Here is a 24,856-nt window from a genome sequence, read left to right as displayed (position 1 = left end):
AATTGGGAGTAACAAGATGAAAAAGTCTCTTCTGTCGGCGGTCGCGCTGACGGCTATGGTTGCCTTCAGCGGCAGCGCCTGGGCTGATATTCTCGTTGGTGTCGCCGGCCCGCTGACTGGCCCGAACGCCGCCTTCGGTGCACAGCTCCAGAAAGGTGCAGAGCAGGCCGCAGCCGACATCAACGCTGCCGGCGGTATCAATGGGGAACAGATCAAGGTTGTGCTCGGCGACGACGTTTCTGACGCCAAGCAGGGCGTTTCGGTCGCCAACAAGTTCGTCGCTGACGGCGTGAAGTTCGTAGTCGGCCACTTCAACTCGGGCGTGTCGATCCCGGCTTCGGAAGTCTACGCCGAAAACGGCATCCTGCAGGTAACGCCGGCCTCCACCAACCCGCAGTTCACCGAGCGCGGCCTCTGGAACACGTTCCGCACCTGCGGCCGTGACGACCAGCAGGGCGCTGTTGCCGGCGCTTACCTTGCTGCCAACTTCAAGGACGCGAAGATCGCCGTCATTCACGACAAGACCCCGTACGGTCAGGGCCTTGCCGACGAAACCAAGAAGTCGATGAACGAAGCCGGCCTCACCGAAGCCCTCTATGAAGGCATCAACACCGGTGACAAGGACTTCTCGGCTCTGATCGCCAAGATGAAGGAAGCCGGCGTTTCGATCGTCTATTACGGCGGTCTGCACACCGAAGCCGGCCTGATCATGCGCCAGATGAAGGACCAGGGCCTGAAGGCCACCCTGATGTCGGGCGACGGTATCGTTTCGAACGAACTGGCCTCGATCGCCGGCGACGCCGTTGACGGTACGCTGATGACCTTTGCTCCGGATCCGCGCAAGAACCCGGCTGCCAAGGAACTCGTCGAGAAGTTCCGCTCTGCCGGCTTCGAGCCGGAAGCCTACACGCTCTACGCCTATGCCGCTCTCCAGGTCATCGCTGAAGCTGCAAAGGCTTCCGGCGGCAACGACCCGCAGGCAGTTGCCGAAGCCATCAAGGCAAAGGGACCGTTCAAGACCGCGATCGGCGACCTCGGCTATGACGAAAAGGGCGACATCACCCGTCCGGACTACGTCATGTACACCTGGAAGAAGGGTGACGACGGCAAGTACAGCTACTTCCAGAACGAGTAGTCTCGTTCCGGACGCTGTTCCGGACGCTGTAAAGCGTTCAATCCAAAGCAGCCCGGCGAGCGATCGCCGGGCTTTCTTGTTTTCGGTCCCTCATGCACAAATTCAAAGTTCTACAGCGCCCTTCGCGCGCCTGATAAGGCTCGTGGTGCTGTCGAGGCACCAGCGATCATTCAGCATCGCTCATTCCCGCCGCGGGGTGCTGTCGAAAAAAAGATGGCGGTGCACATCGTGCGATGGGCCTTGGCCCGGAGGCAGCGCTATTTCAGCAGCGTGTCACGCAGCGCCGAGACTTCCGCACGCAGGCGATCGAGGTCTTCGGACGCAAGTTTCGTCGCCTCGGTGAGGTCGCGGGGCACGCTGATCGCCTTGCTGCGCAGAGCCTTGCCCATGTCCGTCAGCTGGACCCGAACTTGCCGCTCGTCCGCCTTGTCGCGGACCCGGGCAATGTAGCCCGCGGCCTCCAGGCGTTTCAGCAACGGCGTCAGCGTGCTTGATTCCAGAAACAGCCGTTCGCCGAGCCCACCGACGGTCCGGTCGTCCTTCTCCCACAACACCACCATGACCAGATATTGCGGGTAGGTGAGGTCGAGGCTTTCGAGCAGCGGCTTGTAGATCCGCGTGAAGGCGTGGTTTGCGGAATAGACCGCAAAGCAGAGAAAGCTGTCGAGCGCCAGCGGATCGTCGTCGGTGTTTTGCGTGTCGGCCATTCGGGTTCTCCTGTCTCCACGAAATTAAATCGTCCGCGATATAATCGCAAGGTATTGACAGCCTTGCTGCGTCGTTATAAATATCGTGCACGATCTAATCGTTGGCAATACAATTAAACGACTCAAAAAAAGGAGCCTTCTATCCTTTTGTATCGTGCACGATTTAATCGCTAAATAAATTACACGCGGCATGGCCCGCACGCAAAAAGGAACCCGTTCCATGAGCAAGGCAGTCAGCAAGGTCGAGACCAGCAGCATCTCCCGGCGCAACGTTCTTTCGGCAGCCTTTGGCGCTGCAGCCACGGCGGCCGCCGTGACGGCCGCGAGCCGCCCGGCCAAAGCCGCTGATGCGCCGTCCGCATCCGGCGGCGAGGGCGCGCCGCAGGCAGCAGGTGCTTCCGGCAGCCGCATCGTCACCCGTGACGGCGTCGAGATCTATTACAAGGACTGGGGTCCGAAGGACGGCCCGGTCGTCGTGCTCAGCCATGGCTGGCCGCTGTCGTCGGACAGCTGGGAAGCTCAGGCCTTTCATCTTGCAGCCAACGGTTTTCGCGTCGTCACCCATGACCGGCGCGGCCATGGTCGCTCGTCGCAGCCCTGGGACGGCAACGACATGGATCACTATGCCGACGACCTCGCCGACCTCATGAATGCGCTCGATCTGAAGGGCGTCTTCCTTGCCGGCTTTTCCACCGGCGGCGGCGAGATCAGCCGCTATATCGGCCGCCATGGCACGAGCCGCGTGGCCAAAGCCGGCCTGATCTCGGCGGTACCGCCGTTGATGGTCAAGACCGACAAGAACCCCGGCGGACTGCCGAAGCAGGTGTTCGACGGCCTGCAGGCGGCAAGCCTCAAGGATCGCTCGAAGCTCTACCGTGATATCGCGTCCGGTCCGTTCTTCGGCTTCAACCGCCCGGGCGCCGTGCCGTCTCAAGGCATGATCGACAGCTTCTGGCTGCAGGGCATGACCGCCGGGCACAAGAATACCTATGACTCTATCGTCGCCTTCTCGCAGACAGACTTTACCGAGGACCTGAAGAAATTCGACGTGCCGACGCTGATCATCCACGGCGACGACGATCAGATCGTGCCGATCGATGCGGCGGCGAAGGCCTCGAAGAAGCTCGTGCCGCATGCGGAGCTCAAGGTCTATGCCGGCGCGCCGCACGGCATCACCGACACCCACAAGGACCAGCTCAACGCCGACCTGCTCGCCTTCGCGCGGTCGTGATCGTCCGGGGCTGAAGATTGGAGGGAGGTGCCGGCGACGGTGCCTCCCTCTGCTTTTCGTAACAGCTGTTTCGCGCGCCGGAGTGGCTGTCGCCAGGCGAAGTTTCGTGCACTATCGCCGGATGATTCTGATCCGGAGACCGTCATGAGTTCGAAGCCCAGCATTCTCGTCACGCGTCGTTGGCCGCAGGCCGTGGAGCAGGTGCTGTCAGAGCGCTTTGAAACAACGCTGAATGAAGCAGACCTGCCGATGAGCCCTGCCGGTCTTGCCGCTGCGCTCCGCTCCCATGACGCCGTCCTGCCGACCGTTTCCGATCGTCTTCCGGCCGACCTTTTTTCCGGCGGCGGTCTGAAGGCGAAGATCCTCGGCAACTACGGTGTCGGCTACAATCATATCGACGTCGCTGCCGCCAAGGCCGCTGGCATCGTGGTCACCAACACGCCCGGCGTCCTGACCGACTGCACCGCCGATATCGCCATGACGCTGCTGCTTTCGGTCGCGCGCAGGGCGGGTGAAGGCGAACGGGAGGTCAGGGCCGGTCAGTGGAGTGGTTGGCGCCCGACCCACATGATCGGAGCTAAGGTCACCGGCAAGACGCTTGGCATCGTTGGCTTCGGCCGGATCGGCAAGGCGATGGCCAAGCGCTGCCATTTCGGCTTCGATATGGATGTCGTCTTTTACAACCGCTCGCGGATCGACCCGGCGGAGGCGAGCCGCTACGGCGCCCGTCAGCTCGAGACGGTGGAGGACGTGCTGAAAGCCGCCGACTTCGTGTCGCTGCATTGCCCCGGCGGCGGAGAGAACCGGCATCTGATCAACGCCGAACGATTGGCGATGATGAAAAGGCACGCCTATCTCGTCAACACCGCGCGCGGTGACGTGGTCGATGAAACGGCGCTGGTTGACGCTCTTCGAAATGGCGTCATCCGCGGCGCCGGTCTTGACGTCTTCGAAGCCGAGCCGAATGTGCCGGAGGCGCTGCGGGAACTCGAAAACGTCGTGCTGTTGCCGCATCTGGGAAGTGCCACGGAGGAAACGCGGGTCGCCATGGGCATGAAGGTCGTCGACAACATCACGGCCTTCTTCGCCGGGCGCGAACCGCCCGACCGTGTGGCCTGAGCGGTTGCTGCATTCCTGTGCATTGCGTGCCCGCAAAAGCGGCGATCTGGTGATTTTCTTTGCAAAACAATAGCTTGACTTGCTGCGCCCTGATGCAGACGATAGGTCCAATCGACCTTTGCCATCCCTTCGGCGGAACAGGCAGCCGTGGTCGACAGACGTGGAAGGCTTGGTTCGGCGAACACCCATGAGCAACGCGGCAATCATCGCCCCGCAGAGGGCCTGGGGTAAGGGCCGGCTGGTCGCCAAGTCCGCGCTTGGCCGCAGCCGCCTTGCCGAACTCTACCAGGAAGGCTGCGCCAAGATCCGGCTGCCGAAGACGTTCGACACCGCCATGGAAGCGGTGCTCATCAACTCTTCCGGCGGGCTTACCGGCGGCGATCGCATGATCTGGGAGGTGGCAGCGGGGGCTGGAACCGAAGTGACGGTGACGACCCAGGCGTGTGAAAAGATCTACAAGGCGAGTGCCGGAACGGTCGAAGTGACAAGCCGCATCGAGGTTGCCAGCGGCGCCCGCGTCGACTGGCTGCCGCAGGAGACGATCCTGTTTGACCGTGCATCCCTTTCGCGCTCGCTGGACGTCGATCTTGCCGCCGATGCCACGTTTCTCGCCGTGGAGGCGGTGCTTCTCGGCCGAAAGGCGATGGGCGAGGCGGTCCATGCGGGGCTCTTTCGCGATCGCTGGCGCATTCGCACCGAAGGCCGGCTGTTGCACGCCGACAATCTCCTGCTGGCGGACGAGATCGCCCGCCTTGGCGCGCGATCGGCGGTGCTTCGAGGTGCCGCTGCCTTTGCAACACTGATCTATGTCGGCGCCGACTGCGAAGCACAGCTTGCGCGTCTTCGCGCCCTGCTTGACGGCGAAGGCGGTGTCGGCGTGAGCCACCTTGCGGTCGGCGGTCGCGACAAGCTCGTTGCACGCTTCGCCGCAGCCGATGGCTTCGCCCTTAGAAAAATCCTGATCCCGGTTATTTCGCACTTGCGCATGCAGAAGACAGTGCCGAAAGTCTGGGTTCTCTAGGCTCATTTCTGCTGTTTTCTGCGAAACAGAGACATGATCCTGCGTCTTGAAACCATGCCGTGCCAGCGGGAAGAACACATCACTTTCCTGGAACGGCCATCCACGAGCAACCGGTGAACCCGCATGAATCTGACTCCGCGCGAAAAGGACAAGCTGTTGATCTCCATGGCGGCGATGGTTGCCCGCCGGCGCCTGGAGCGCGGCGTGAAACTCAACCATCCCGAGGCGATCGCGCTGATCACAGACTTTGTGGTCGAAGGCGCCCGCGACGGCCGCTCGGTTGCCGAACTGATGGAGGCCGGTGCTCACGTGCTAACCCGCGAGCAGGTGATGGAAGGCATCGCGGAGATGATCCACGACATCCAGATCGAAGCGACGTTTCCGGACGGTACCAAGCTCGTCACCGTCCACGAACCGATCCGCTGACGGCGACGACACCCGTCCCGGAGATCAAAGGAGGCAAACATGCTGGCCCTGCGCCCCAATTGCGAGTGCTGCGACAAAGATCTCCCCACGGATAGCCGCGAGGCGATGATCTGCACCTTCGAGTGCACCTTCTGCGCCGATTGCGCAGAGGGGCCGCTTGGCGGCGTCTGCCCGAATTGCGGCGGCGACTTCACCCGGCGTCCGGTGCGCCCGGCCGTACTGCTTGAAAAATACCCGGCATCCACCGAGCGCGTGCTGAAGTCCGACGGCTGCGCCGATACCAGGGCCGCTTGAGGAGAGAGACATGATCCCAGGAGAAGTCATCGCCGCCACCGGCGAAATCGAGCTCAATGTCGGGCTGGACACGACTGTCATCGAGGTCGCCAACACCGGCGACCGCCCGATCCAGGTGGGCAGCCACTATCATTTCGCCGAAACCAATGCCGGACTAACGTTCGATCGTCCGGCTGCCTACGGCAAGCGGCTCGACATTCCCGCAGGGACGGCGGTCCGCTTCGAACCGGGCCAGACGCGGCAGGTGACGCTGATCCCGCTGTCGGGCAAGCGCGAGGTCTACGGTTTCCGCCAGCAGGTGATGGGCAAGCTATGAGGCGGCTTCAAGTGCTTGCCGCCGCTATCATCCTGTCGGCCGTGCCGGCGATGGCGCAGGAGGAGAAGACCGACTGCGAGAACGCGGTGACGCAAATGGACATGAACAGCTGCGCCAACCAGGACTACGAGGCGGCCGATGGTGAGTTGAACGAGATCTACAGGCAGGCGCTGGCGGCAACCGAGGCCCAGGACGCGGAACTCGCGGAGATCAATGCCGACTATGTCGGAGCACAGGCGGCGCTGAAGAAGGCGCAACGCGCCTGGATCGGATACCGCGACGGACAGTGCGAGCTTGCGGGGTTCGAAGCGCGCGGCGGCTCGATGGAGCCCATGCTCGTCTCCGGGTGCCTTGCCGAGCTGACCAAGGCGCGCACGAAAGAACTCAAGGCAATCGCCGAACCGGATGGGAACTAGACCGTTGAGCGGCGGGCGCACCATCATGATCGTTGGCAATGGCGACGTGCCCGACGGCACCGGCGCTGCGATCGATGCCGCCGACATCGTCGTGCGTTTCAACGATTGCCGCTCTGTCGGCTCCGGTGGCCAGAAGACCGATATCGTTGCCGTCTGCAACACGGGACGTCCGGGGCTTGCCATGCTCGGCGGCGGCTGTTGGAAGACGAATGCGGCCGTGCGGCAGGCGCGCGAAATCTGGTGCGTGCGCTCGGGTGAGAAATTTGCGGCGATGCGGCAAGGGCTTGCCGAAACCCATCCGGACCTCGACGATTTCTGCGACGATTACACCACGGGCTTCGAGAGCTTCTGCCGCTCGACAGACCGGCGCTTCCGCATCGTGCCTTTGGCCGTGCATGACGAGCTGGATCGTGAACTCGCCGGATTATCACCCGATCCCTACGTCGTGCCATCGAGCGGCATGATCGTCATTGCCGATATTCTGAAGCATCTCGCTACCGCCGGCGATGACGTCGTGCTCGCAGGCTTCGGCCACGTTGGCTGGCAATGGCATCCCTTTGCCGCCGAGCGCCGCCATGTCGACGCGCTGGCGGCAAGTGGTCGCCTTCGCCGCCTCCATCCAATCTCTTCCTCGTCCCAAGGAGCCTGAACCATGCCCTACAAGATGTCGCGCGCGGCCTATGCCAACATGTTCGGCCCGACCACCGGCGACAAGGTGCGGCTTGCGGACACCGAGCTCTTCATCGAGGTCGAGAAGGATTTCACCACCTATGGCGAGGAGGTGAAATTCGGTGGCGGCAAGGTCATTCGCGACGGCATGGGGCAGAGCCAGGCAACGCGCGCCGAGGGCGCTGTCGATACGGTCATCACCAATGCGCTGATCGTCGACCACTGGGGCATCGTCAAGGCCGATATCGGCCTCAAGGACGGTCGCATCGCAGGCATCGGCAAGGCCGGCAATCCGGACACGCAGCCGGGAGTCACCATCGTTGTCGGTCCAGGTACCGAGGTGATCGCCGGCGAAGGCAAGATCGTGACCGCCGGCGGCATGGACAGCCACATTCACTTCATCTGCCCGCAACAGATCGAGGAAGCGCTGGTGAGCGGCCTTACCTGCATGCTCGGCGGCGGCGCGGGACCCGGGCACGGCACGCTTGCGACCACCTGCACGTCCGGTCCCTGGCATCTTGCCCGCATGATCGAAGCCGCCGACGGTTTTCCGATGAACATAGCCTTTGCCGGCAAGGGCAACGCCTCCCGCCCGGGTGCACTCGTCGAGATGGTGCTTGCCGGCGCCACGGCGCTGAAGCTGCACGAGGACTGGGGCTCGACGCCGGCGGCGATCGATTGCTGCCTTGGCGTTGCCGACGAATACGACGTGCAGGTGATGATCCACACCGACACGCTGAATGAGAGCGGCTTCGTGGAAGATACGATCGCGGCGATCAAGGGCCGCACCATCCACGCCTTCCACACGGAGGGGGCGGGCGGCGGTCATGCGCCCGATATCATCAAGATCTGCGGCCAGCCGAACGTCATCCCGTCCTCGACCAACCCGACGAGACCTTACACCAGGAACACGCTCGCCGAGCACCTCGACATGCTGATGGTCTGCCATCACCTGTCGCCGTCGATCCCCGAAGACATCGCCTTTGCCGAAAGCCGCATCCGCAAGGAAACAATCGCGGCCGAAGACATCCTGCACGATATCGGCGCCTTTTCGATCATTTCCTCCGACAGCCAGGCCATGGGCCGCGTCGGCGAAGTGGCGATCCGCACCTGGCAGACGGCCGACAAGATGAAGCGCCAGCGCGGGGCCCTGCCGCAGGAAACCGGCAACAACGACAATTTCCGGGTGAAGCGCTACATCGCCAAATACACCATCAATCCGGCGATCGCGCACGGCCTTAGCCATGAGATCGGCTCGCTGGAGGTCGGCAAGCGTGCCGACCTCGTTATCTGGAACCCGGCCTTCTTCGGCGTGAAGCCGGACTTCGTGCTGCTCGGCGGCTCGATCGCCATGGCGCCGATGGGCGACCCGAACGCCTCCATCCCGACGCCGCAGCCGGTGCACTATCGGCCGATGTTTGCCGCCTACGGCAAGAACCGCACGAGCTCGTCCGTCACCTTCGTGTCGCAGGCCTCGCTCGATGCGGGCCTTGCCGCCAAGCTCGGCGTTGGCAAAAAGCTGGTTGCCGTGAAGAACACCCGCGGCGGCATCGGCAAGGCCTCGATGATCCACAACAGCCTGACGCCACATATCGAGGTCGATCCGGAGACGTACGAAGTGCGCGCCGACGGGGAGCTTCTCACCTGCGAGCCGGCGACGGTCCTGCCGATGGCGCAGCGCTACTTCCTGTTCTGAGTGGGCAAGGCAACCATGAGGCGCGGCCTGAAATGGGTCTTCTGTGGCCTGCTGGCAGCGGTTCTGGCGGTTGTTCTTGGGACGCTGCTCCCGCGTCCGTTCTTGCCTGTATCCGTTTCCGCGGCGGGACCGGGGAGCACGCGCATCCTGGTGCTCTCGGGGCCGATCCATACGGATATTGCGGTGCCTCTGACGGTGGAGACGCGCGCGCGCTTCGGCTTTGTTGAAGCTGCCGGCGTGCCGCTTGCCCATCCCCAGGCGCAGTGGTTGATCTTCGGCTGGGGAGGGCGCTCCTTTTATCTGGAGACGCCGACCTGGTCCGAGTTGAAGCCCGGGCCTGTCTTCAAGGCGCTGACGCTTGACCGTTCGGTGATGCATGTGGATATCGCCGGCCGGATCATCGAGCCGCAGCCGTCTGTCGCCAGCTTTGAACTGGACGAAGCTGGATACGACCGCCTGCTTGCCTTCATATCCCGGAGTTTCATCCGAAACGAAGGCGGCGTCATTCGGGTCGACGGCTACTCCTACAACGGCAACGACCGCTTCTTCGAGGCGGAAGGCAGCTTCAACGCGCTTTTTGGCTGCAACACCTGGACGGCGCGCGCCTTGCGCGAAGCGGGCCTGCGGACAGGACTGTGGAACGCGTTGCCGCCGAGCCTTGGCCTATCACTTCGCATGCACAACTGAGGCGTTTCGAAGCGCGCGAGCCATGCGGTCGCCGCATGGCTGCCATGTCCGCATGTGAATCGAGGTCTTTCGTGCTGCTTTGCAACGGGAATTCCGCTAGGGGAAAGGCTGATTTTCCTCGGTCGCCAAGGGTCCTCCCACAACCTGTCGACCGAGAGCCGAACTGAAGGAGATGACGATGCTTGGCAGAAAAGTTCCCGCTGTAACGTTCCGTACCCGTGTCCGCGATGAGGCCGTTGGCGGCTCCAATCCGTTCCGTTGGCAGGACGTTTCCTCCGACGACTACTTCGCCGGCAAGCGCGTCGTGCTGTTTTCGCTGCCGGGCGCCTTCACGCCGACCTGCTCGACCTTCCAGCTGCCCGATTTCGAAAAGCTGACCATCGATTTCCGTGCCGAAGGCATTGACGAGATCTATTGCATCTCGGTCAACGACGCCTTTGTCATGAACGCCTGGGGCAAGTCCCAGAGCCTCGAAAACGTCAAGCTGATCCCGGATGGTTCGGGCGAGTTCACCCGCAAGATGGGCATGCTCGTCGCCAAGGACAATCTCGGCTTCGGTATGCGATCGTGGCGCTACGCGGCCGTCGTCAACAACGGCGTCGTCGAGCAGTGGTTCGAGGAAGAAGGCTATTCCGACAACTGCGACAGCGACCCCTATGGCGTTTCGGCGCCGCAGAACATTCTCGAGGCGCTGAAGTCCGAGAAGCTCGCCGCATAATGGGACAACAGGGTTCCCGCTCCTGATTTGGAAAAGCCCGAAGATCGGATCCGGTCTTCGGGCTTTTTGTTGTTCGGAGGGTGGAGCAGGGTGTCGAAAACCGACGCTTCGACTGGCGCCGGAGCTATTTCTTGATACACTGGCGGACACGAAAAGATATCGAGGGTTCAATGGTTTACATTATCGCTTACCTGAGCGCGCATCCCGGTAAGGGAGACGAAGTGGTAACGCTGTCGGTACCGCTGATCGAGGCGACGCGCCGCGAGGCCGGCTGCCTCACCTATGACCTCTATCGCAAGCCCGCCGATCCCGACACGCTGGTGTTCGTCGAGACCTGGAAGGACAAGGCGGCTGTCGATGCGCATTTCGAAGAGCCACATCTGAAGGCCTTTCAGGCGGCCATGGCCGATCTGCTCATCGAGGCGCGCATCGAGCTCGTCACGCCGGAAAAGGTCGAGGTGCTCTAGGGATGCCTTACCGTTCGACCGGGGTCCTATCGCCGGGGCCGCACGATGTGACGCCGGTTCACAGCGTCACGCTCGCCCACGATGCCCGGCATCTCAGGCGCAAGCTGTTGCATCTGGAAAACGACGACGTGGTGATGCTCGACCTCAAGGAAGCGGTGCTGCTGGCCGATGGCGACCTGCTTGTGCTTGAAGGCGGCGGCCATATCCGCATCCGCGCAGCAGCTGAAGACCTCTATGAGATCCGGCCGCGCGACCCACTGCACCTGATCGAGCTTGCTTGGCATCTCGGCAACCGCCATCTGCCGGCGCAGGTCGAGACACGCCGCATCCTGATTGGCCGTGATCCGGTGATCCGTCAGATGCTTATCGGCCTCGGCGCCGAGGTCAATGACGTTTCGGAGCCCTTCCAGCCGTTGCGTGGGGCCTATCATGGCGGTGGCCACAATCACGGCCATAGCCACCACCATGGCTGAGCGGGTCGATACGCAAGCGCTGCTTCGTCTTGCGACCTGGATGTCGCCGGCCTTTCCCGTCGGCGCTTTCTCCTATTCGAGCGGTCTCGAACAGGCGGTGCACGATGCCCTGGTCACCGACGCGACAGAGCTTCGCGCCTGGCTCGAAACGGTGATCTGCCACGGATTCGGCTGGAACGATGCGGTGCTTCTTGCCGAAGGCTACCGCGCCGTCGGCGACAGCGCCCGGCTGGCCGCAGCAGCGGAACTTGCCGAGGCGCTGGCGGGAAGCCGCGAACGGCAAGCGGAGACCATGCTGCAGGGGCAGGCGTTTTTGACCGCGGCGCGATCGTGGCCGCATCCGGTTCTCGATGCGATCGGCGACGGACTTGCCTATCCGGTTGCGGTCGGCGTCGTGGCCGCCGCGCATCAAACCGGTCTCGAGCCGGCGCTTGCCGCCTATCTCAACGCCACTGTTTCGAACGCCGTTTCGGTGGCGATCCGCTGCAGCGTGACAGGCCAGCGCGATGGTCTCAGTGTGGTCGCGGCGCTGGAACCGATCATTGCTGAAACCGCGGCCAAGGCTGCTTGCGCGTCGCTCGACGACCTGGGCTCGGCCACGATCATGGCCGATATCTCAGCCCTGAAACACGAGACGCTGCATTCGCGGCTCTTCCGCTCGTGACATGTCAAACCGGCCATTCCAGCGCCTGCCGGAATTGCCGAGACTTCTCGAAAGGACAGACAGATGGCATCGAAGAACGGTCCCCTTCGCATCGGTATCGGCGGGCCGGTGGGCTCGGGCAAGACGGCGCTGACCGACAAATTGTGCAAGGCGATGCGGGAGCAATACTCCGTCGCCGTCGTCACCAACGACATCTATACCAAGGAAGACGCCGAAGCGCTGGTTCGCATGCAGGCGCTGCCGTCCGAGCGTATCGTCGGCGTGGAGACCGGCGGTTGCCCGCATACGGCGATCCGGGAGGACGCAACGATCAATCTTCAGGCGATCGCCGACCTGAACCGCCGCATTCCGGATCTTGACGTCGTCTTCATCGAATCCGGCGGCGACAATCTGGCGGCGACCTTTTCGCCTGACCTCGCCGACCTGACGATCTACGTCATCTCGGTCTGCCAGGGTGAGGAAATCCCGCGCAAGGGCGGACCTGGTATCACCAAGTCGGACCTGCTCGTCATCAACAAGAAGGACTTGGCGCCCTATGTCGGGGCCGATCTCGACGTCATGCAGCGGGACGCAACCCGGATGCGGGCCGAAAAGCCCTTCGTTTTCACCGACATGAAACGTGGCGACGGCGTCAACCGGATCGTCGATTTCCTGAGGCTGCACGGCGGGCTTTGATGCCGCCGGACCTCGTGGCTTCTGACCGCGGAGCCTTCGGCGGCACGTCAGAAGCGCTCCAGCGCCTGCCGGTCGTGGATTTCGATCACCCGCCCTTTGACGGTCACGCCCGAGCGACGAAGGGCCGAGAAGGCTCGTGACAGGGCTTCGGGCGCAAGTCCCAGCTTGCCGGCCAGTACGTTCTTCTGGAACGGCAGACGGAAGGAGAAGTTGGTGATGCCGTCGGGGCAGTTTCCGAGAATGTAGCTCGCCACCCGCTGCGGCGCGGTGAGCAACCGGTCTTCGGCCAGGCAATCCTCGGCCATCTGCGCGTGCCGGCACAGAAGCTGCATCAGCGCGTCGGCGATTTCGGGCGTCTGCTCGGCCAACCGGCGCAGCTTGCGGCTGTCGATCCGGGCCAGCATGGCGTGGTCGATCGCCTGCGCATTGGCCGTGGCGCGATTGCCGAGGAACATCGCGCTTTCACCGAAAAGCTCACCCTTCGGGAACACGGCGATATCCGCTTCGCGCCCATCCTTGCCCAGCCTGTAGAGGCGCACCAGACCCGATAGTACGAAGAAGACATGGTCGAGCGGTTCGCCCTGGGCAAAGAGAACGTCGTGCTCTTCATGCGTCGACACCACGACGTCGTCGAGGACCGCGTTCGAGGTCGCCATCGGCAGCTTCTCGAAGAAGGCGGAGCCGAGCAGAACCGCCCGGTCGTTTGTGTTCAGTCGCAACGTCTTCATCACACTCGTCCTGCGTCAGTATCAGCGGCAGGTTAGTGATCCCGTCGTGCGGATGATTTGATCGAGGTCAAATCATGACGACAAAAAGCCCGCGCCTGTGGGGCGCGGGCGTCTTGTGTGCGATCGTCAGAAGGCCGGTTACTCGGCCGCCAGGGCCGGGTGGTTGATCACCTTGCCGCCGGAGCGGCCCTTGGTCTGATCCGTTTCGAGTGATTTCAGCCGATCTTCAAGACCTTCGATCGTACGGCCCTGTTCCTGAACGAGATCGGTCAGGGCCTCGCGGTCGAGCGGCAGATGCTCCTCGTCCTTCTTGCCGACGAAGCGCCCGAAAGCCCAGGCGAGCAATCGCGACAGATCATCCATGATCAGGAAGAAGGATGGGACGACGACGAGGCTGAGGATCGTCGAGACGATGATGCCGCCGATCACCGCGATCGCCATCGGCGCGCGGAACGAGCCGCCTTCGCCAACGCCGAGCGCGGAGGGTAGCATGCCCGCCGACATGGCTATCGACGTCATGATGATCGGGCGGGCGCGCTTGCGGCCCGCTTCGATCATCGCCTGCGTCCGGTCCATGCCGTGGTGCATCATCTCGATACCGAAGTCGACGAGCAGGATCGCGTTCTTGGTAACGATACCCATCAGCATCAAGATGCCGATCAAGACCGGCATCGACAGCGAATTCTGCGTCAGGATCAGTCCGGCTGCGACACCGCCCATCGCAAGCGGCAGCGAGAACAGGATGGTGAATGGCTGGATCACATCCTTGAACAGGAGGATCAGCACCACCAGCACCAGCATCAGGCCGAGCAGCATCGCATTGACGAAGCTTTGCTGCATTTCCTCTTCGACCTCTGCGTCGCCGCTCTTCAGCAGTTGAACCGTTGACGGCATCTTGGCTTCGTCCGCAATCTGCAGGAAGCGCGCGGATGCGGTGTTGAGCGCCACGCCGATCGGAAGATCCGCGCCGAGCGCCACGACGCGGTTGCGGTCGTAGCGTTTGATCGAACTCGGGCCTTCGGAATAGTTGATGTCGGCGACGCTCGACAGCGGCACCGTCAAGCCCGAGGCGGTCTGGATCTTCAGGTTGCGGATCGCGGCGATATCCGTGCGGAAATCGCGGTTGATCTGAACGCGGATCGGGATGAGCCGACCATCGAGCGCAATTTTCGTCAGGGCGGCGTCGATGTCGCCGATGGTGGCGACGCGGATGACTTCCGAGATCTGCGCCGTGGTGATGCCGAGGCGCGACATCTGCTCGTCGCGCGGACGGATCTGCAGCTCCGGACGCGGAAGTGCGCCGTCCGGGCTGACATTGGCGAGCAACGGATCGCTGCGCAGCTTTCCTTCAAGAATGCCGACGGCCTTGTCGAGATCGGCTTCGTTGTTGGAAAGCAGATTGAACGACAGTTCCCGCTCGCCGCGGTCGTTGAGCTTGATCACCCTGACATCCGGCAAATCGCGGACGCGGGCAAAGATCTCCTTCTCGATCTGCGACTGCGGAATGATGCGACCCGACGGCGGCAGCTTCGGCAAATATGGGCCAATGACCGGCAGCTTGCCGAAGACGTCGTTGACGACCTTGTTGAGGAGCGAGTGGTCGCGCTTTTCCAGCAGCACCGTCACGGTGGCCCGGCGCAGTTCCAGGTCGCCCTTGGGCGAGGCGCCGCCAAGCACGAACACGCTTTCGACGCCGTCCAGGTCCTTGACCCGTTCGTAGATCTGAGCGGTCGTCCGGTCGGTGTCGTCCAGCATGGCGTCTGGCGCCAGTTCGACGGACAGGCTGACACGCGACGTGTCGTCCGGAGGCAGGAATCCGCCGGGCACGAACATGAACAGAGCGACCATGGAGGCCACGGTCACGCCGATTGCGATGAGCACCGTCAGGTAGCGCATGTACCAGCGCTTCGTCGTCGCGTGAACGAGACGCGTGTAGCCGCGCATCAAGGTGCCGTCCTGGGCATGATGCCCGTCAAGTTTGGACGGACGCATGATGTAGGCGGCCATGACGGGCGTAATCAGGCGTGCGACGAGCAGCGAGAAGAAGACCGAGACTGCCACGGTCAGGCCAAACTGGATGAAGTATTGGCCAACGATCCCCGGCATGAACGACACCGGAATGAAAACCGCAATGATCGTGAACGTGGTTGCGATCACCGCGAGGCCGATTTCATCCGCCGCTTCGATCGCGGCCCTGTAGGGCGACTTGCCCATATGGATATGCCGCTCGATATTCTCGATCTCGACGATGGCGTCGTCGACGAGGATGCCGGTCGCAAGCGTCAGTGCGAGGAAGCTGACGAGATTGAGCGAGAAGCCGAGCAGTTCCATGACCCAGAAGGTCGGAATTGCCGACAACGGCAGGGCGACGGCGCAGATCAGCGTGGCGCGCCAGTTGCGCAGGAACAGCATGACGACGATGACGGCGAGCAGCGCGCCTTCCATCAGCGTGTGCAGCGCCGCTTCATAGTTGCCGTAGGTGAAGTAGACGGAATCGTCGACCATCTCGATGGTGACATCCGGGTTCGACGCGCGGATCTTTTCGAGCGACTTGGCGACCGTTTCGGCGACGCTGACTTCCGAGGCGCCCTTGGCGCGGAAAACCGCGAAGGTCACGCCGGGGGTGCCGTTGAAGCGCGAGAACGAGCGCGGTTCCTCATAGGTGTCGGTCACCGTGCCAAGATCGGACAGGCGAACGAAACGGCCGCTCGGGACCGAAATCATCGTGTTGGCGAGCTGGTCGACATTGCGGGCGTCGCCGAGCGTGCGGATCGCCTGCTCGCTGCCGCCCACCTGGCCGCGGCCGGAGCCGAGGTCCATGTTCATGCGGCGCAGCTGGCCGTTGACGTCGGCGGCCGTGATGCCGAGCGAATTCAGCTTGTCTTCGTTGAGTTCGACACGCACTTCACGGTCGGCGCCACCGTAGCGATCGACGCGGCCGATACCGCTTTTCCCCTGGATTTCGCGCTTGATGACATCATCGACGAACCAGGAAAGCTCTTCCAGCGACATGCCGGGCGCCGAGACCGAAAAGGTCTGGATCGCCTGACCTTCGACATCGACCTTGGAGACGATCGGCTCTTCGATCGAGGTCGGCAGGTCGCTGCGGATGCGATCGATCGCATCCTTCACGTCCTGCACGGCCTGGGTTGTCGGCACTTCCATGCGAAAGATCACGGCGGTGGTCGATGTGCCGTCGTTGATCGTCGACTGGATGTGGTCGACACCGGTGACGCTGGCGACCGCGTCCTCGATTTCCTTGGTGACCTGCGTTTCAAGCTCGGCAGGCGAGGCACCGCTCTGGGCCACGCTGATCGAGACGATCGGCACGTCGATATTGGGGAAGCGGGTGATCGGCAGCGACACGAAGGACTGATAGCCGAGCACCATCAGAACGAAGAATGCAAGGATCGGTGCGATCGGATTGCGTATGGACCAGGCTGAGAAGTTCATGGTCACGGTTCCTGTCAGTTCATCGCTGGTTCAGCAGACTTGACGGGGTTGATGTGGTCGCCGTCGCGGACATAGGCGCCGGCTCGCGCCACGACTTCTTCACCGGCCGTCAGGCCTTCGAGAACTTCCACGAACTTGCCGTCGGAAATCCCCGTCTTGACCGGCAGGATGCGGATGACGCCGTTTTCGACCTTGCGAACGATGGTGCGACCGTTTTCGTTGGTAACGGCTGTCTGCGGCAGGACCACCGCCCGCTTCTGCTCGGCGGTGATCAGCGCACTTGCGTACATGCCGGCGCGCGCCTTCGTGGTGTCGTTGAGGCTGATGAAGACGGTGCCGAGGCGGCTTACCGGATCGACCGTCGGAGCGATCAGGCGGATCGATCCCTCGACCTTGGTGTTGCCGCCGGCAAGCGTCACGGTGGCAGGCTGGCCAACGGCGAGCTTGATGATGTCGGCTTCCGCGACATCTGCCTTCATTTCGATCGCGCCGTCGCGGATCATCGCAAACAGCGGCTCGCCGCTGCCATTGGCGATGGCGCCGATCTTGGCGTTCTTGGCGGAGATCACACCAGCGACGGGGGCCTTCACCTCCGAGCGCGTCAGGCGAAGGTCGATGTCTTCGATCTGTGCCTCGGCCACCTTGATGTCGGCGGTTGCGACAGCGACGGCCTGTTCGGCGGAGCGAACCCGGGCCTGCATCGCGATATAGAGTGCGCGGACCCGATCCGCTTCGGCGGTCGAAACCGTTCCGTTCTTGGAGAGCCCGGCGGCGCGATCGCTGACCCGCTTGGCTTCGTCGTTGTTGGCCCTGGTTTCGGTGAGCTGGGCGTTCAGTTGCGCCAGCCCGGCTTCGGCCTTGGCGAGCGCCGCCTCGAGCTCGCTTTTTTGCAGGCGAAGCGCGTCGTCGTTGAGGACCACTAGGACGCTGCCGGCCTCGACCTTGTCGCCCACGTCGACATTGAGCGAACGAATGGAAAGGCCGTCCACCATCGGCGCGACATAGACCTGCTCGACCGCCTGAATGGTGCCGGTTGCAACCACCCTGTCACTGATCGGCTGGTCGACCGCCGCCGTCACCACGATGGAGGGAAGGGTCGGCTTGGCCGCCGGTTGCGCAGGTTCCTCGGCCCACACGGGCGTAACTGAACCAAACATTATCGCAGCGCACACGCTGAGAGCAGGCAATACTTTTTGAGCCATCGGCTTCATGGTCCCGGCAATGGAAACAAAATCGAAGCGGATCTCCGCTTGTCGCAGGATCCACGGGCAATCAGGCAATTTTACCGCACCGCCACAACGTCCCGGTGAACGCTCGGGAACGGGAGATGGCGTATTCCTCACTTCGCGCTCCGCGTGCACGGTATCAGACCGTAGACGCGGGCGGAACTGAGACGGGTTACCGCAGGCAGGGGGTCGGGATAGGATTGTCCTCCGTCATGCCTGCCTCCAACAAACATCGTGGCCTATGTAATCTCGGGCTCAGATGCTTACAAGGTGCGCAAAGTCTTCGCGCGCCGATATTTGGTGCGTTCTGCAGTTATGGTTGCGATCTTGACACGATCTTGACAGTCGCAAGCAACGGTAGCGTCGTTGCTCGCCGGAATACCACCCCCACGCCCGGTACCCGGCAGCAACATGGCGGATGCGAACGACCGCTGAAACGGAAGAGGGCCGCACGATACTGAGCCGTGCGACCCTCTTCTGGTTTCGGCCCTCGGCCTTTCGGCTCTACTTCAGCGCAGCGTCGGTGATCTCGTGCGTGAAGGCGCCTTCAGGCTCCTTGGAAATCACCGGATCGGAGCCGCCCGAAAGCAGCGACTGAACCGTGCGCTTGTAGTCGGCCTCATCAAGCGCGCCGTTGGAGCCGGCGGTAAGCTTGGCCACTTCGCCCATCATGCGCTTCTGGTGTTTCTCCGTCTGGGCGCCGGTGGAGTCGTTTTCAAGCACAATGCCGGCTGCTTCGTCCGGGTTCTGTTCGGCGTATTTCCAGCCCTTCATCGAGGCGCGCACGAACTTGACCATCTTGTCCTTGAAGGCCGCATCTTTCAGTTTGTCTTCAAGCACATAGAGGCCGTCCTCGAGCGTCGCCACGCCCTGGTCCTCGTACTTGAAGGTTACCAGATCGTCCGGCTTGATGCCGGCATCGGTGACCTGCCAGTACTCGTTGTAGGTCATGGTGGAAATGCAGGCGGCCTGTTTCTGGATCAGCGGGTCGACGTTGAAGCCCTGCTTCAGGACCGTCACGCCGTTCGGGCCGCCGTCGGTCGGGATCTTCAGGTGCGACATCCAGGAGAGGAAGGGATACTCGTTGCCGAAGAACCAGACGCCCAGGGTCTGACCCTTGAACTTGTCGGGGCTGGTGACGCCGGTTTCCTTCAGGCAGGTCAGCATCATGCCGGATTTCTTGAACGGCTGGGCGATGTTGACGAGCGCGACACCCTTTTCGCGGGTGGCAAGGGCAGACGGCATCCAGTCGACGATGACGTCGGCGCCGCCGCCGGCGATCACCTGCGCCGGTGCGATATCCGGTCCGCCCGGCTTGATGTCGACGTCGAGGCCTTCCTCTTCGTAAAAGCCCTTGTCCTTGGCCACGTAGTAGCCGGCAAACTGCGCCTGGGTCACCCATTTCAGCTGCAGCGTCACCTTCTCGGCGGCTTCAGCCTGGAACGCTGCGAGCGAAAAGACGCCTGCGGCGAGAAGCGATGCAAGTCTTTTGTTCATGTCAGTTCCCTCTTGTTTTTGCTTCATTTTCTTTCAACTGCGCAATTCCGGACGGAAAACCGTTTCACAGTTTTCCTGGCATTGCTCAGGCAGTCTTCTCAGGCGCGCCCTCCGCGGATGGAAGGATGCCAGAAGGTGACGGCGCGCTCGATGAGAGCCACCACCCCGTAGAAGGCGGAGCCTGCAACCGCCGCGACGGCGATTTCGGCCCAGACCATGTCGACATTCATGCGTCCCACTTCCGTGGAAATCCGGAACCCCATGCCGACGATGGGGGTCCCGAAGAACTCGGCGACGATGGCGCCGATCAGCGCCAGCGTCGAGTTGATCTTGAGCGCGGTGAAGATGAAGGGCCAGGCGGCCGGAAGGCGCAATTTGACCAGCGTCTGCCACCAGGAGGCGGCGTAAGTTCGCATCAGGTCGCGCTCCATGTGGCTGGCGGCCGCAAGGCCCGCGACCGTGTTCACCAGCATCGGGAAGAAGGTCATGATGACGACGACCGCGACCTTAGACTGCCAGTCGAAGCCGAACCACATGACCATGATCGGCGCGACGCCGATGACCGGCAGAGCCGAAACGAAATTGCCGAGCGGTAGCAGGCCCTTTTGCAGGAAAGGTGAGCGGTCGATCAGGATCGCGACGGCAAAGCCGAGGCCGCAGCCGAGCGCATAGCCGATCAGCACCGCCTTCAGGAAAGTCTGGCGGAAGTCGGCGCCGAGCGTCGGCAGCGAGTTGATCAGCCTCTGCCAGATCATCGAGGGCGCCGGCAGAAGCACGGACGGGACCTGGAAACCCCGAACGATGCCTTCCCAGAGCACCAGGATGGTGATGCCGAAGAGCAGGGGCACGGCAAAGCGCGCCGCACTGTTGGCGACATCGCTCGCGAATTTCTGGCGCACCAGCCATTCGTTGAACGCCCAGGCGGCGAGCCAGAAGATGATCGCGGCTGCAAGGATGGGCAGATTCATGGCTTGGCTCCCATGCGCTTCAGGACGGCGGTGTGGGCAAAGCCGACGATCATGACGAGCACAGCGGCAAGGGCCGCCGCCATGAAGAGTGCGGCCCAGATCTGCACCGTCTGGCCGTAGTAGGAGCCGGCGAGCAGCCGGGCGCCGAGGCCTGCAACGGCGCCGGTCGGCAACTCGCCGACAATGGCGCCGACCAGCGAGATGGCGACGGCGACCTTCAGCGAGGTGAAGAGATAGGGCATCGACGACGGCCAGCGCAGCTTCCAGAAGGTTTGCGCGGAGGAAGCGTTGTAGGTGTGCATCAGGTCGAGCTGGATCGTCTCGGGACTGCGCAGTCCCTTCACCATGCCGACGACCACCGGGAAGAAGGAGAGGTAGGTCGAGATCAGCGCTTTCGGCAGGAGACCGGAAATGCCGATCGCGTTCAAGACGACGATGATCATCGGCGCGATCGCAAGGATCGGGATGGTCTGGCTGGCGATCACCCAGGGCATCAGCGAGCGGTCCATGGCGCGGTTATGCACGATGCCGACCGCCAAGAGGATGCCGAGTGCTGCACCGATGCCGAAGCCGAGCAGGGTTGCCGAGAGCGTGATCCAGGCGTGGTAGACGAGGCTGCGCTTGGAGGTGATCGCCTTGTTGAAGGTGGTGTCCCAGATCTCGGCGATCACCTGGTGCGGCGCCGGCAGCACCGGCCGCTCCTGCGCCATGGTGTTGCGCGCAATCTCGGAGAAGGTGATCTCGGTGCCGTTGCGCGCGGCCGTATCGCGCTCGAAGGGGGCGTTGAGGAAAACGACCGCGACGTACCAGATGGCGATCAACAGGACGACGACGGTGCCAACCGGCAGCAACTTGTCGCGGACGAAGCTTGGTTCCTGCATGCTCATGCCTTTCCGCTTGCCGGGAACAACATCAGGCCCATGGCAACGATGCCGAGAAAAACGCCCGCGGCCTGCGTGAGGCTCATCCGTTCGCCAAAGACCGCAAAGGCGATGACGTTGACGAGCACGAGCTGCACGATCGCCGAAAGCGAGATGGCGAGCCCCAGGCCGCCCTCGCGCATCAGCTTCACCATGATGAGGTTGCCGATCACGTAGAGCCCGAGCGCGAGCAGGAGCATGCCGAGGTGATTGTTCGAGACATAGGCGCGCGATGCAGTCGCGCCGCCAAGGAAGATCGTCGTTGCCAGCAGCATCCAGAGGCCATAGGCGAGGTTCATGCCTCGATCTCCCCGGCACGCCAGCGGTAGAGAATATCCGGCAGTTGCTCTTCGTTGTCGCCGTCGGTGCGCCGGACCGCCTGAAAACCCTGGCTCTCATAGAAACGCTGGGCGGCGTGGTTGTTCTCGAATGTCCAGAGATTGAGCTCCTCCGGGGACAGGTTCTTGGCGACCTCCACGAGCAGCGAACCGATGCCGGCGCCGCGATGCGGCGCATCGATATAGAGCGCCGTGACATAGCGGTCGTCGGACAAGGCAAGGAAACCGGCGACGTCGTTCATCTCTTCCGCGACGATCACCTTGCGTTCGGCAAAGACCGTTTCGGCGTAATAGCGCTCGACGTCGGCATGGTCATGCACGCGCGGCATCCAGGGCGTGGCGTCGATCCAGCGGTTGAGGATGCCGGCGCAGGCGGCCATGTCGGTCCGCTCCGCCGGGCGGATCACGGCGCTATTCGTCATAGCTGTGTCCTGCGCGGAGGCCTTCGCGAACGCGATGGGCGATCTCCAGGAACTCCGGCGTCTCGCGAATGCCGAGCGGGCGTTCGCGCGGCAAGGGCGATTCGATCACGTCGGTCACGCGACCCGGCCGCGGGCTCATCACCACGATCTTGGTGGAGAGATAGACGGCCTCCGGGATCGAGTGGGTGACGAAACAGATCGTCTTGTTGGTGCGGGCCCAGAGCTTCAGCAGTTGTTCGTTGAGGTGGTCGCGCACGATTTCATCGAGCGCGCCGAAGGGCTCGTCCATCAGCAACAGGTCGGCGTCGAAGGCAAGTGCGCGGGCAATCGAGGCGCGTTGCTGCATGCCGCCCGAGAGCTGCCAGGGATATTTCTTGCCGAAGCCCGTGAGGTTGACGAGGTCGAGGGTTCGTTCGATGCGTGCCTTCTTCTCTTCCCTCGAGTACCCCATGATCTCCAAGGGCAGGGCGATGTTGTTCTCGATGGTGCGCCAGGGATAGAGCGCCGCTGCCTGAAAGACGTATCCATAAGCGCGCTTGTTGCGCGCCTGCTCCGGCGTCATGCCGTTGACGCTGATGGTGCCGGAGGTCGCCTTCTCGAGGTCGGCGATGACCCGGAGGAACGTCGTCTTGCCGCAGCCGGACGGGCCGATGAAGGAAACGAAATCGCCCTTGGCAACGTCCAGGTTCACGCCGGTCAGTGCGTGCACCGGTCCATCGGCGGTGTCGAAAGTCAGGCAGAGGTCCCGGGCCGAAACCACGGATGCGGTATTGGACGTCATCGGCGAATACTCATTCTGGCTGGTCTGTGTCAGACTGCTATCCGGACCGGCAACATGCAATCGCGGATTTGTGTGCGGCGGCGTTTGTTGCTGGTTTTTCAGGGAATTCTGGAGAACGCTCATGTCTCGATCATCCAATCCTGTGTGTCGGCTGGTGCGTCCGGGCAGTGGCTACGCCGGAAAGCAGGGGCTCAGCTATTTCGAGGGTATTGCCGCCGAGACGGTCGGCTCGACCGGCATCTGCATGCACCTGTTGACGATCCCGCCAGGTGCACGCGCCAAGGCGCATCTGCACGAGAGCCACGAGACGGCGATCTATGTGCTTTCGGGTGAGGCGCACACCTGGTTCGGCGAGCGATTGGAAGAGCACGTCGTCGTACGTGCGGGCGAGATGTTCTATATTCCGGCCGGTGTGCCGCATCTGCCGGCAAACCTTTCGGACGCCCCCTGTTCGGCTGTCATTGCGCGCACCGACCCGAACGAACAGGAAAGCGTCGTGCTTCTGCCCGAGCTCGATCGGTTGGTGCCCGCCTGACGCCACCCGCATCGACGTGCCCCACCGACGTGGCGAGGCATGTCCGGTGGGACAGAGCGGCGCGAAGACGTGCAAGCCGCGAAACATGAGACCTCAGACGCCGGTAGCCGGAATGCCCGTGCGCTGGACGGCGCGGGGTGCTGTCACTTCCTTCCAGGTCGAAAGGGCGGAGCTCACCGCCGGGAAGGGATCACGGCGGACGAATTCTCCATGGCCTTCGCGTGTCTTGATGGTGCTCTCCTCGATCGCGACGACGCCGCGGGTGAGCGTAAAGCGCGGCAAGCCCTTGACCTCCTTGCCCTCGAAGACGTTGTAGTCGATCGCCGATTGCTGGCTCTTGGCGGAAATCGTCTTTGAGCGCTTCGGGTCCCAAACGACGATGTCGGCATCGGCGCCGACGAGGATGGCGCCCTTCTTCGGGTAGATGTTCAGGATCTTGGCGATGTTCGTCGAAGTCACCGCGACGAACTCGTTCATGGTGATGCGGCCGGTGTTGACGCCATGGGTCCACAGCATCGGCATGCGGTCTTCAAGGCCGCCGGTGCCGTTCGGGATCTTGGTGAAGTCGCCGACGCCGAAGCGCTTCTGCTCGGAGGTAAACGCGCAGTGGTCGGTCGCCACCACCTGCAGCGAACCGGAGGCGAGGCCAGCCCAGAGTGAGTCCTGATGCAGCTTGTTGCGGAAGGGCGGCGACATCACGCGGCGGGCCGCATGATCCCAGTCCTTGTTGAAATACTCGGTCTCGTCGAGCGTCAGGTGCTGGACCAACGGCTCGCCGAAGACCCGCATACCCTTGGCGCGGGCCCGGCGGATCGCTTCGTGCGCCTGCTCGCAGGAGGTGTGCACGATGTAGACCGGGCAGCCGGCCATGTCGGCGATCATGATCGCGCGGTTGGTGGCTTCGCCCTCGACTTCGGCGGGGCGCGAATAGGCGTGGGCTTCCGGTCCGTTGTTGCCTTCAGACAGCAGCTTCGCCTGAAGTTGGGCGACGACGTCGCCGTTTTCGGCATGCACCAGCGGCAGCGCGCCAAGGGCAGCACAACGCTGGAAGGACGAGAACATCTCGTCGTCGTCCACCATCAGCGCGCCCTTGTAGGCCATGAAGTGCTTGAAGGTGTTGATGCCCTTGTCCCTGACGATGGTCTCCATCTCGTTGAAGACCTGCTCGCTCCACCAGGTGATCGCCATGTGGAAGGAATAGTCGCAATTGGCGCGGGTCGACTTGTTGTCCCACATGGTGAGCGCTTCGAGCAGCGACTGGTTGGGCGAGGGCA

Annotated in this window: 28 protein-coding genes; 17 read left to right on the top strand and 11 right to left on the bottom strand. The window is 62.8% G+C overall.

Annotated features, from left to right (window positions below; genetic code table 11):
* Window positions 1-16 precede the first annotated feature (16 nt).
* A complete protein-coding gene (locus VGO12_RS15770) occupies window positions 17-1,135 on the top strand; it encodes a branched-chain amino acid ABC transporter substrate-binding protein (RefSeq protein WP_327513690.1) in 1,119 nt (372 codons plus the stop codon).
* A 257-nt stretch (window positions 1,136-1,392) separates the two neighbouring features.
* Here VGO12_RS15770 and VGO12_RS15765 read toward each other — a convergent pair whose 3' ends face one another.
* Window positions 1,393-1,842: a MarR family transcriptional regulator gene (locus VGO12_RS15765; protein WP_327513689.1), complete on the bottom strand. Its 450-nt coding sequence runs from the start codon at window positions 1,840-1,842 to the stop codon at window positions 1,393-1,395.
* A 220-nt stretch (window positions 1,843-2,062) separates the two neighbouring features.
* On the opposite strand from VGO12_RS15765, the gene VGO12_RS15760 reads away from it, so the two are divergent.
* From VGO12_RS15760 to ureG, 15 genes are all read left to right on the top strand, one after another.
* On the top strand, window positions 2,063-3,073 hold the full coding sequence (locus tag VGO12_RS15760; protein ID WP_327513688.1) for an alpha/beta hydrolase: 1,011 nt from the start codon (window positions 2,063-2,065) through the stop codon (window positions 3,071-3,073).
* 144 nt (window positions 3,074-3,217) lie between these two features.
* Entirely contained in the window at window positions 3,218-4,192 is a 975-nt protein-coding gene (locus VGO12_RS15755; protein ID WP_327513687.1) for a D-glycerate dehydrogenase, read from the top strand.
* Window positions 4,193-4,379: 187 nt separating this feature from the next.
* Window positions 4,380-5,213 carry an urease accessory protein UreD gene (locus VGO12_RS15750; RefSeq protein ID WP_327513686.1) on the top strand — a complete coding sequence of 278 codons (834 nt, stop codon included), beginning with the start codon at window positions 4,380-4,382 and terminating at the stop codon, window positions 5,211-5,213.
* Window positions 5,214-5,336: 123 nt separating this feature from the next.
* A complete protein-coding gene (locus tag VGO12_RS15745) occupies window positions 5,337-5,639 on the top strand; it encodes an urease subunit gamma (protein WP_327513685.1) in 303 nt (100 codons plus the stop codon).
* 39 nt (window positions 5,640-5,678) lie between these two features.
* Complete coding sequence (locus VGO12_RS15740; protein ID WP_327513684.1) at window positions 5,679-5,933, top strand: DUF1272 domain-containing protein; 255 nt, start codon at window positions 5,679-5,681, stop codon at window positions 5,931-5,933.
* A gap of 10 nt (window positions 5,934-5,943) precedes the next feature.
* Window positions 5,944-6,249, top strand: a complete 306-nt coding sequence (locus VGO12_RS15735) for an urease subunit beta (RefSeq protein ID WP_327513683.1) — start codon at window positions 5,944-5,946, stop codon at window positions 6,247-6,249.
* The gene (locus VGO12_RS15730) at window positions 6,246-6,665 is read left to right on the top strand and encodes a lysozyme inhibitor LprI family protein (RefSeq protein WP_327513682.1); all 420 of its coding nucleotides are present in this window, start codon (window positions 6,246-6,248) and stop codon (window positions 6,663-6,665) included. The genes VGO12_RS15735 and VGO12_RS15730 overlap by 4 nt, the downstream gene beginning before the upstream one ends.
* A 25-nt stretch (window positions 6,666-6,690) precedes the next feature.
* Window positions 6,691-7,314, top strand: a complete 624-nt coding sequence (locus VGO12_RS15725) for a Urease operon accessory protein (RefSeq protein WP_414650730.1) — start codon at window positions 6,691-6,693, stop codon at window positions 7,312-7,314.
* Window positions 7,315-7,317: 3 nt separating this feature from the next.
* Window positions 7,318-9,030 carry an urease subunit alpha gene (gene ureC / locus VGO12_RS15720; protein ID WP_327513680.1) on the top strand — a complete coding sequence of 571 codons (1,713 nt, stop codon included), beginning with the start codon at window positions 7,318-7,320 and terminating at the stop codon, window positions 9,028-9,030.
* 15 nt (window positions 9,031-9,045) lie between these two features.
* Complete coding sequence (locus VGO12_RS15715) at window positions 9,046-9,717, top strand: TIGR02117 family protein (protein ID WP_327513679.1); 672 nt, start codon at window positions 9,046-9,048, stop codon at window positions 9,715-9,717.
* A gap of 178 nt (window positions 9,718-9,895) precedes the next feature.
* Complete coding sequence (locus VGO12_RS15710; protein ID WP_327513678.1) at window positions 9,896-10,435, top strand: peroxiredoxin; 540 nt, start codon at window positions 9,896-9,898, stop codon at window positions 10,433-10,435.
* A 170-nt stretch (window positions 10,436-10,605) separates the two neighbouring features.
* Complete coding sequence (locus VGO12_RS15705; RefSeq protein ID WP_327513677.1) at window positions 10,606-10,902, top strand: putative quinol monooxygenase; 297 nt, start codon at window positions 10,606-10,608, stop codon at window positions 10,900-10,902.
* A gap of 2 nt (window positions 10,903-10,904) precedes the next feature.
* Window positions 10,905-11,375, top strand: coding sequence for an urease accessory protein UreE (gene ureE / locus VGO12_RS15700; protein WP_327513676.1), 471 nt, complete (start codon window positions 10,905-10,907; stop codon window positions 11,373-11,375).
* The gene (locus VGO12_RS15695) at window positions 11,368-12,039 is read left to right on the top strand and encodes an urease accessory protein UreF (RefSeq protein ID WP_327513692.1); all 672 of its coding nucleotides are present in this window, start codon (window positions 11,368-11,370) and stop codon (window positions 12,037-12,039) included. The genes ureE and VGO12_RS15695 overlap by 8 nt, the downstream gene beginning before the upstream one ends.
* Window positions 12,040-12,102: 63 nt before the next feature.
* Window positions 12,103-12,714, top strand: a complete 612-nt coding sequence (gene ureG, locus VGO12_RS15690; protein ID WP_327513675.1) for an urease accessory protein UreG — start codon at window positions 12,103-12,105, stop codon at window positions 12,712-12,714.
* A gap of 47 nt (window positions 12,715-12,761) precedes the next feature.
* Here the strand turns inward: ureG and VGO12_RS15685 are convergent, their stop codons facing one another.
* From VGO12_RS15685 to VGO12_RS15645, 9 genes are all read right to left on the bottom strand, one after another.
* Window positions 12,762-13,442 (bottom strand): Crp/Fnr family transcriptional regulator, encoded by a 681-nt coding sequence (locus VGO12_RS15685; RefSeq protein WP_327513674.1) that lies wholly within the window; start codon window positions 13,440-13,442, stop codon window positions 12,762-12,764.
* Between the two features lie 138 nt (window positions 13,443-13,580).
* Entirely contained in the window at window positions 13,581-16,895 is a 3,315-nt protein-coding gene (locus VGO12_RS15680) for an efflux RND transporter permease subunit (protein WP_327513673.1), read from the bottom strand.
* 14 nt (window positions 16,896-16,909) lie between these two features.
* Window positions 16,910-18,097 (bottom strand): efflux RND transporter periplasmic adaptor subunit, encoded by a 1,188-nt coding sequence (locus tag VGO12_RS15675; RefSeq protein WP_327513672.1) that lies wholly within the window; start codon window positions 18,095-18,097, stop codon window positions 16,910-16,912.
* Between the two features lie 528 nt (window positions 18,098-18,625).
* Window positions 18,626-19,618, bottom strand: coding sequence for an ABC transporter substrate-binding protein (locus VGO12_RS15670; protein WP_327513671.1), 993 nt, complete (start codon window positions 19,616-19,618; stop codon window positions 18,626-18,628).
* Between the two features lie 98 nt (window positions 19,619-19,716).
* On the bottom strand, window positions 19,717-20,586 hold the full coding sequence (locus VGO12_RS15665) for an ABC transporter permease (RefSeq protein WP_327513670.1): 870 nt from the start codon (window positions 20,584-20,586) through the stop codon (window positions 19,717-19,719).
* On the bottom strand, window positions 20,583-21,467 hold the full coding sequence (locus VGO12_RS15660) for an ABC transporter permease (RefSeq protein WP_327513691.1): 885 nt from the start codon (window positions 21,465-21,467) through the stop codon (window positions 20,583-20,585). Before VGO12_RS15660 ends, VGO12_RS15665 begins: the two co-directional genes overlap by 4 nt.
* 2 nt (window positions 21,468-21,469) lie before the next feature.
* Complete coding sequence (locus tag VGO12_RS15655; RefSeq protein ID WP_327513669.1) at window positions 21,470-21,805, bottom strand: hypothetical protein; 336 nt, start codon at window positions 21,803-21,805, stop codon at window positions 21,470-21,472.
* Window positions 21,802-22,266: a GNAT family N-acetyltransferase gene (locus VGO12_RS15650; protein WP_327513668.1), complete on the bottom strand. Its 465-nt coding sequence runs from the start codon at window positions 22,264-22,266 to the stop codon at window positions 21,802-21,804. The genes VGO12_RS15655 and VGO12_RS15650 overlap by 4 nt, the downstream gene beginning before the upstream one ends.
* Window positions 22,256-23,047 (bottom strand): ABC transporter ATP-binding protein, encoded by a 792-nt coding sequence (locus tag VGO12_RS15645; RefSeq protein WP_327513667.1) that lies wholly within the window; start codon window positions 23,045-23,047, stop codon window positions 22,256-22,258. Before VGO12_RS15645 ends, VGO12_RS15650 begins: the two co-directional genes overlap by 11 nt.
* A 121-nt stretch (window positions 23,048-23,168) precedes the next feature.
* Between VGO12_RS15645 and VGO12_RS15640 the strand changes: the two genes are divergently transcribed.
* Window positions 23,169-23,582, top strand: coding sequence for a cupin domain-containing protein (locus tag VGO12_RS15640; protein ID WP_327513666.1), 414 nt, complete (start codon window positions 23,169-23,171; stop codon window positions 23,580-23,582).
* Window positions 23,583-23,675: 93 nt separating this feature from the next.
* On the opposite strand, the gene hydA is transcribed toward VGO12_RS15640, so the two are convergent.
* A partial coding sequence (gene hydA, locus VGO12_RS15635; protein WP_327513665.1) for a dihydropyrimidinase occupies window positions 23,676-24,856 on the bottom strand: 1,181 nt, incomplete at its 5' end.

It is taken from the genome of Ensifer sp. (genome assembly GCF_035999135.1).
Taxonomy (GTDB): Bacteria; Pseudomonadota; Alphaproteobacteria; order Rhizobiales; family Rhizobiaceae; genus Ensifer.
The sequence above is the reverse complement of the archived record's forward strand: the minus strand, read 5'-3'. Positions and strand labels throughout refer to the sequence as shown.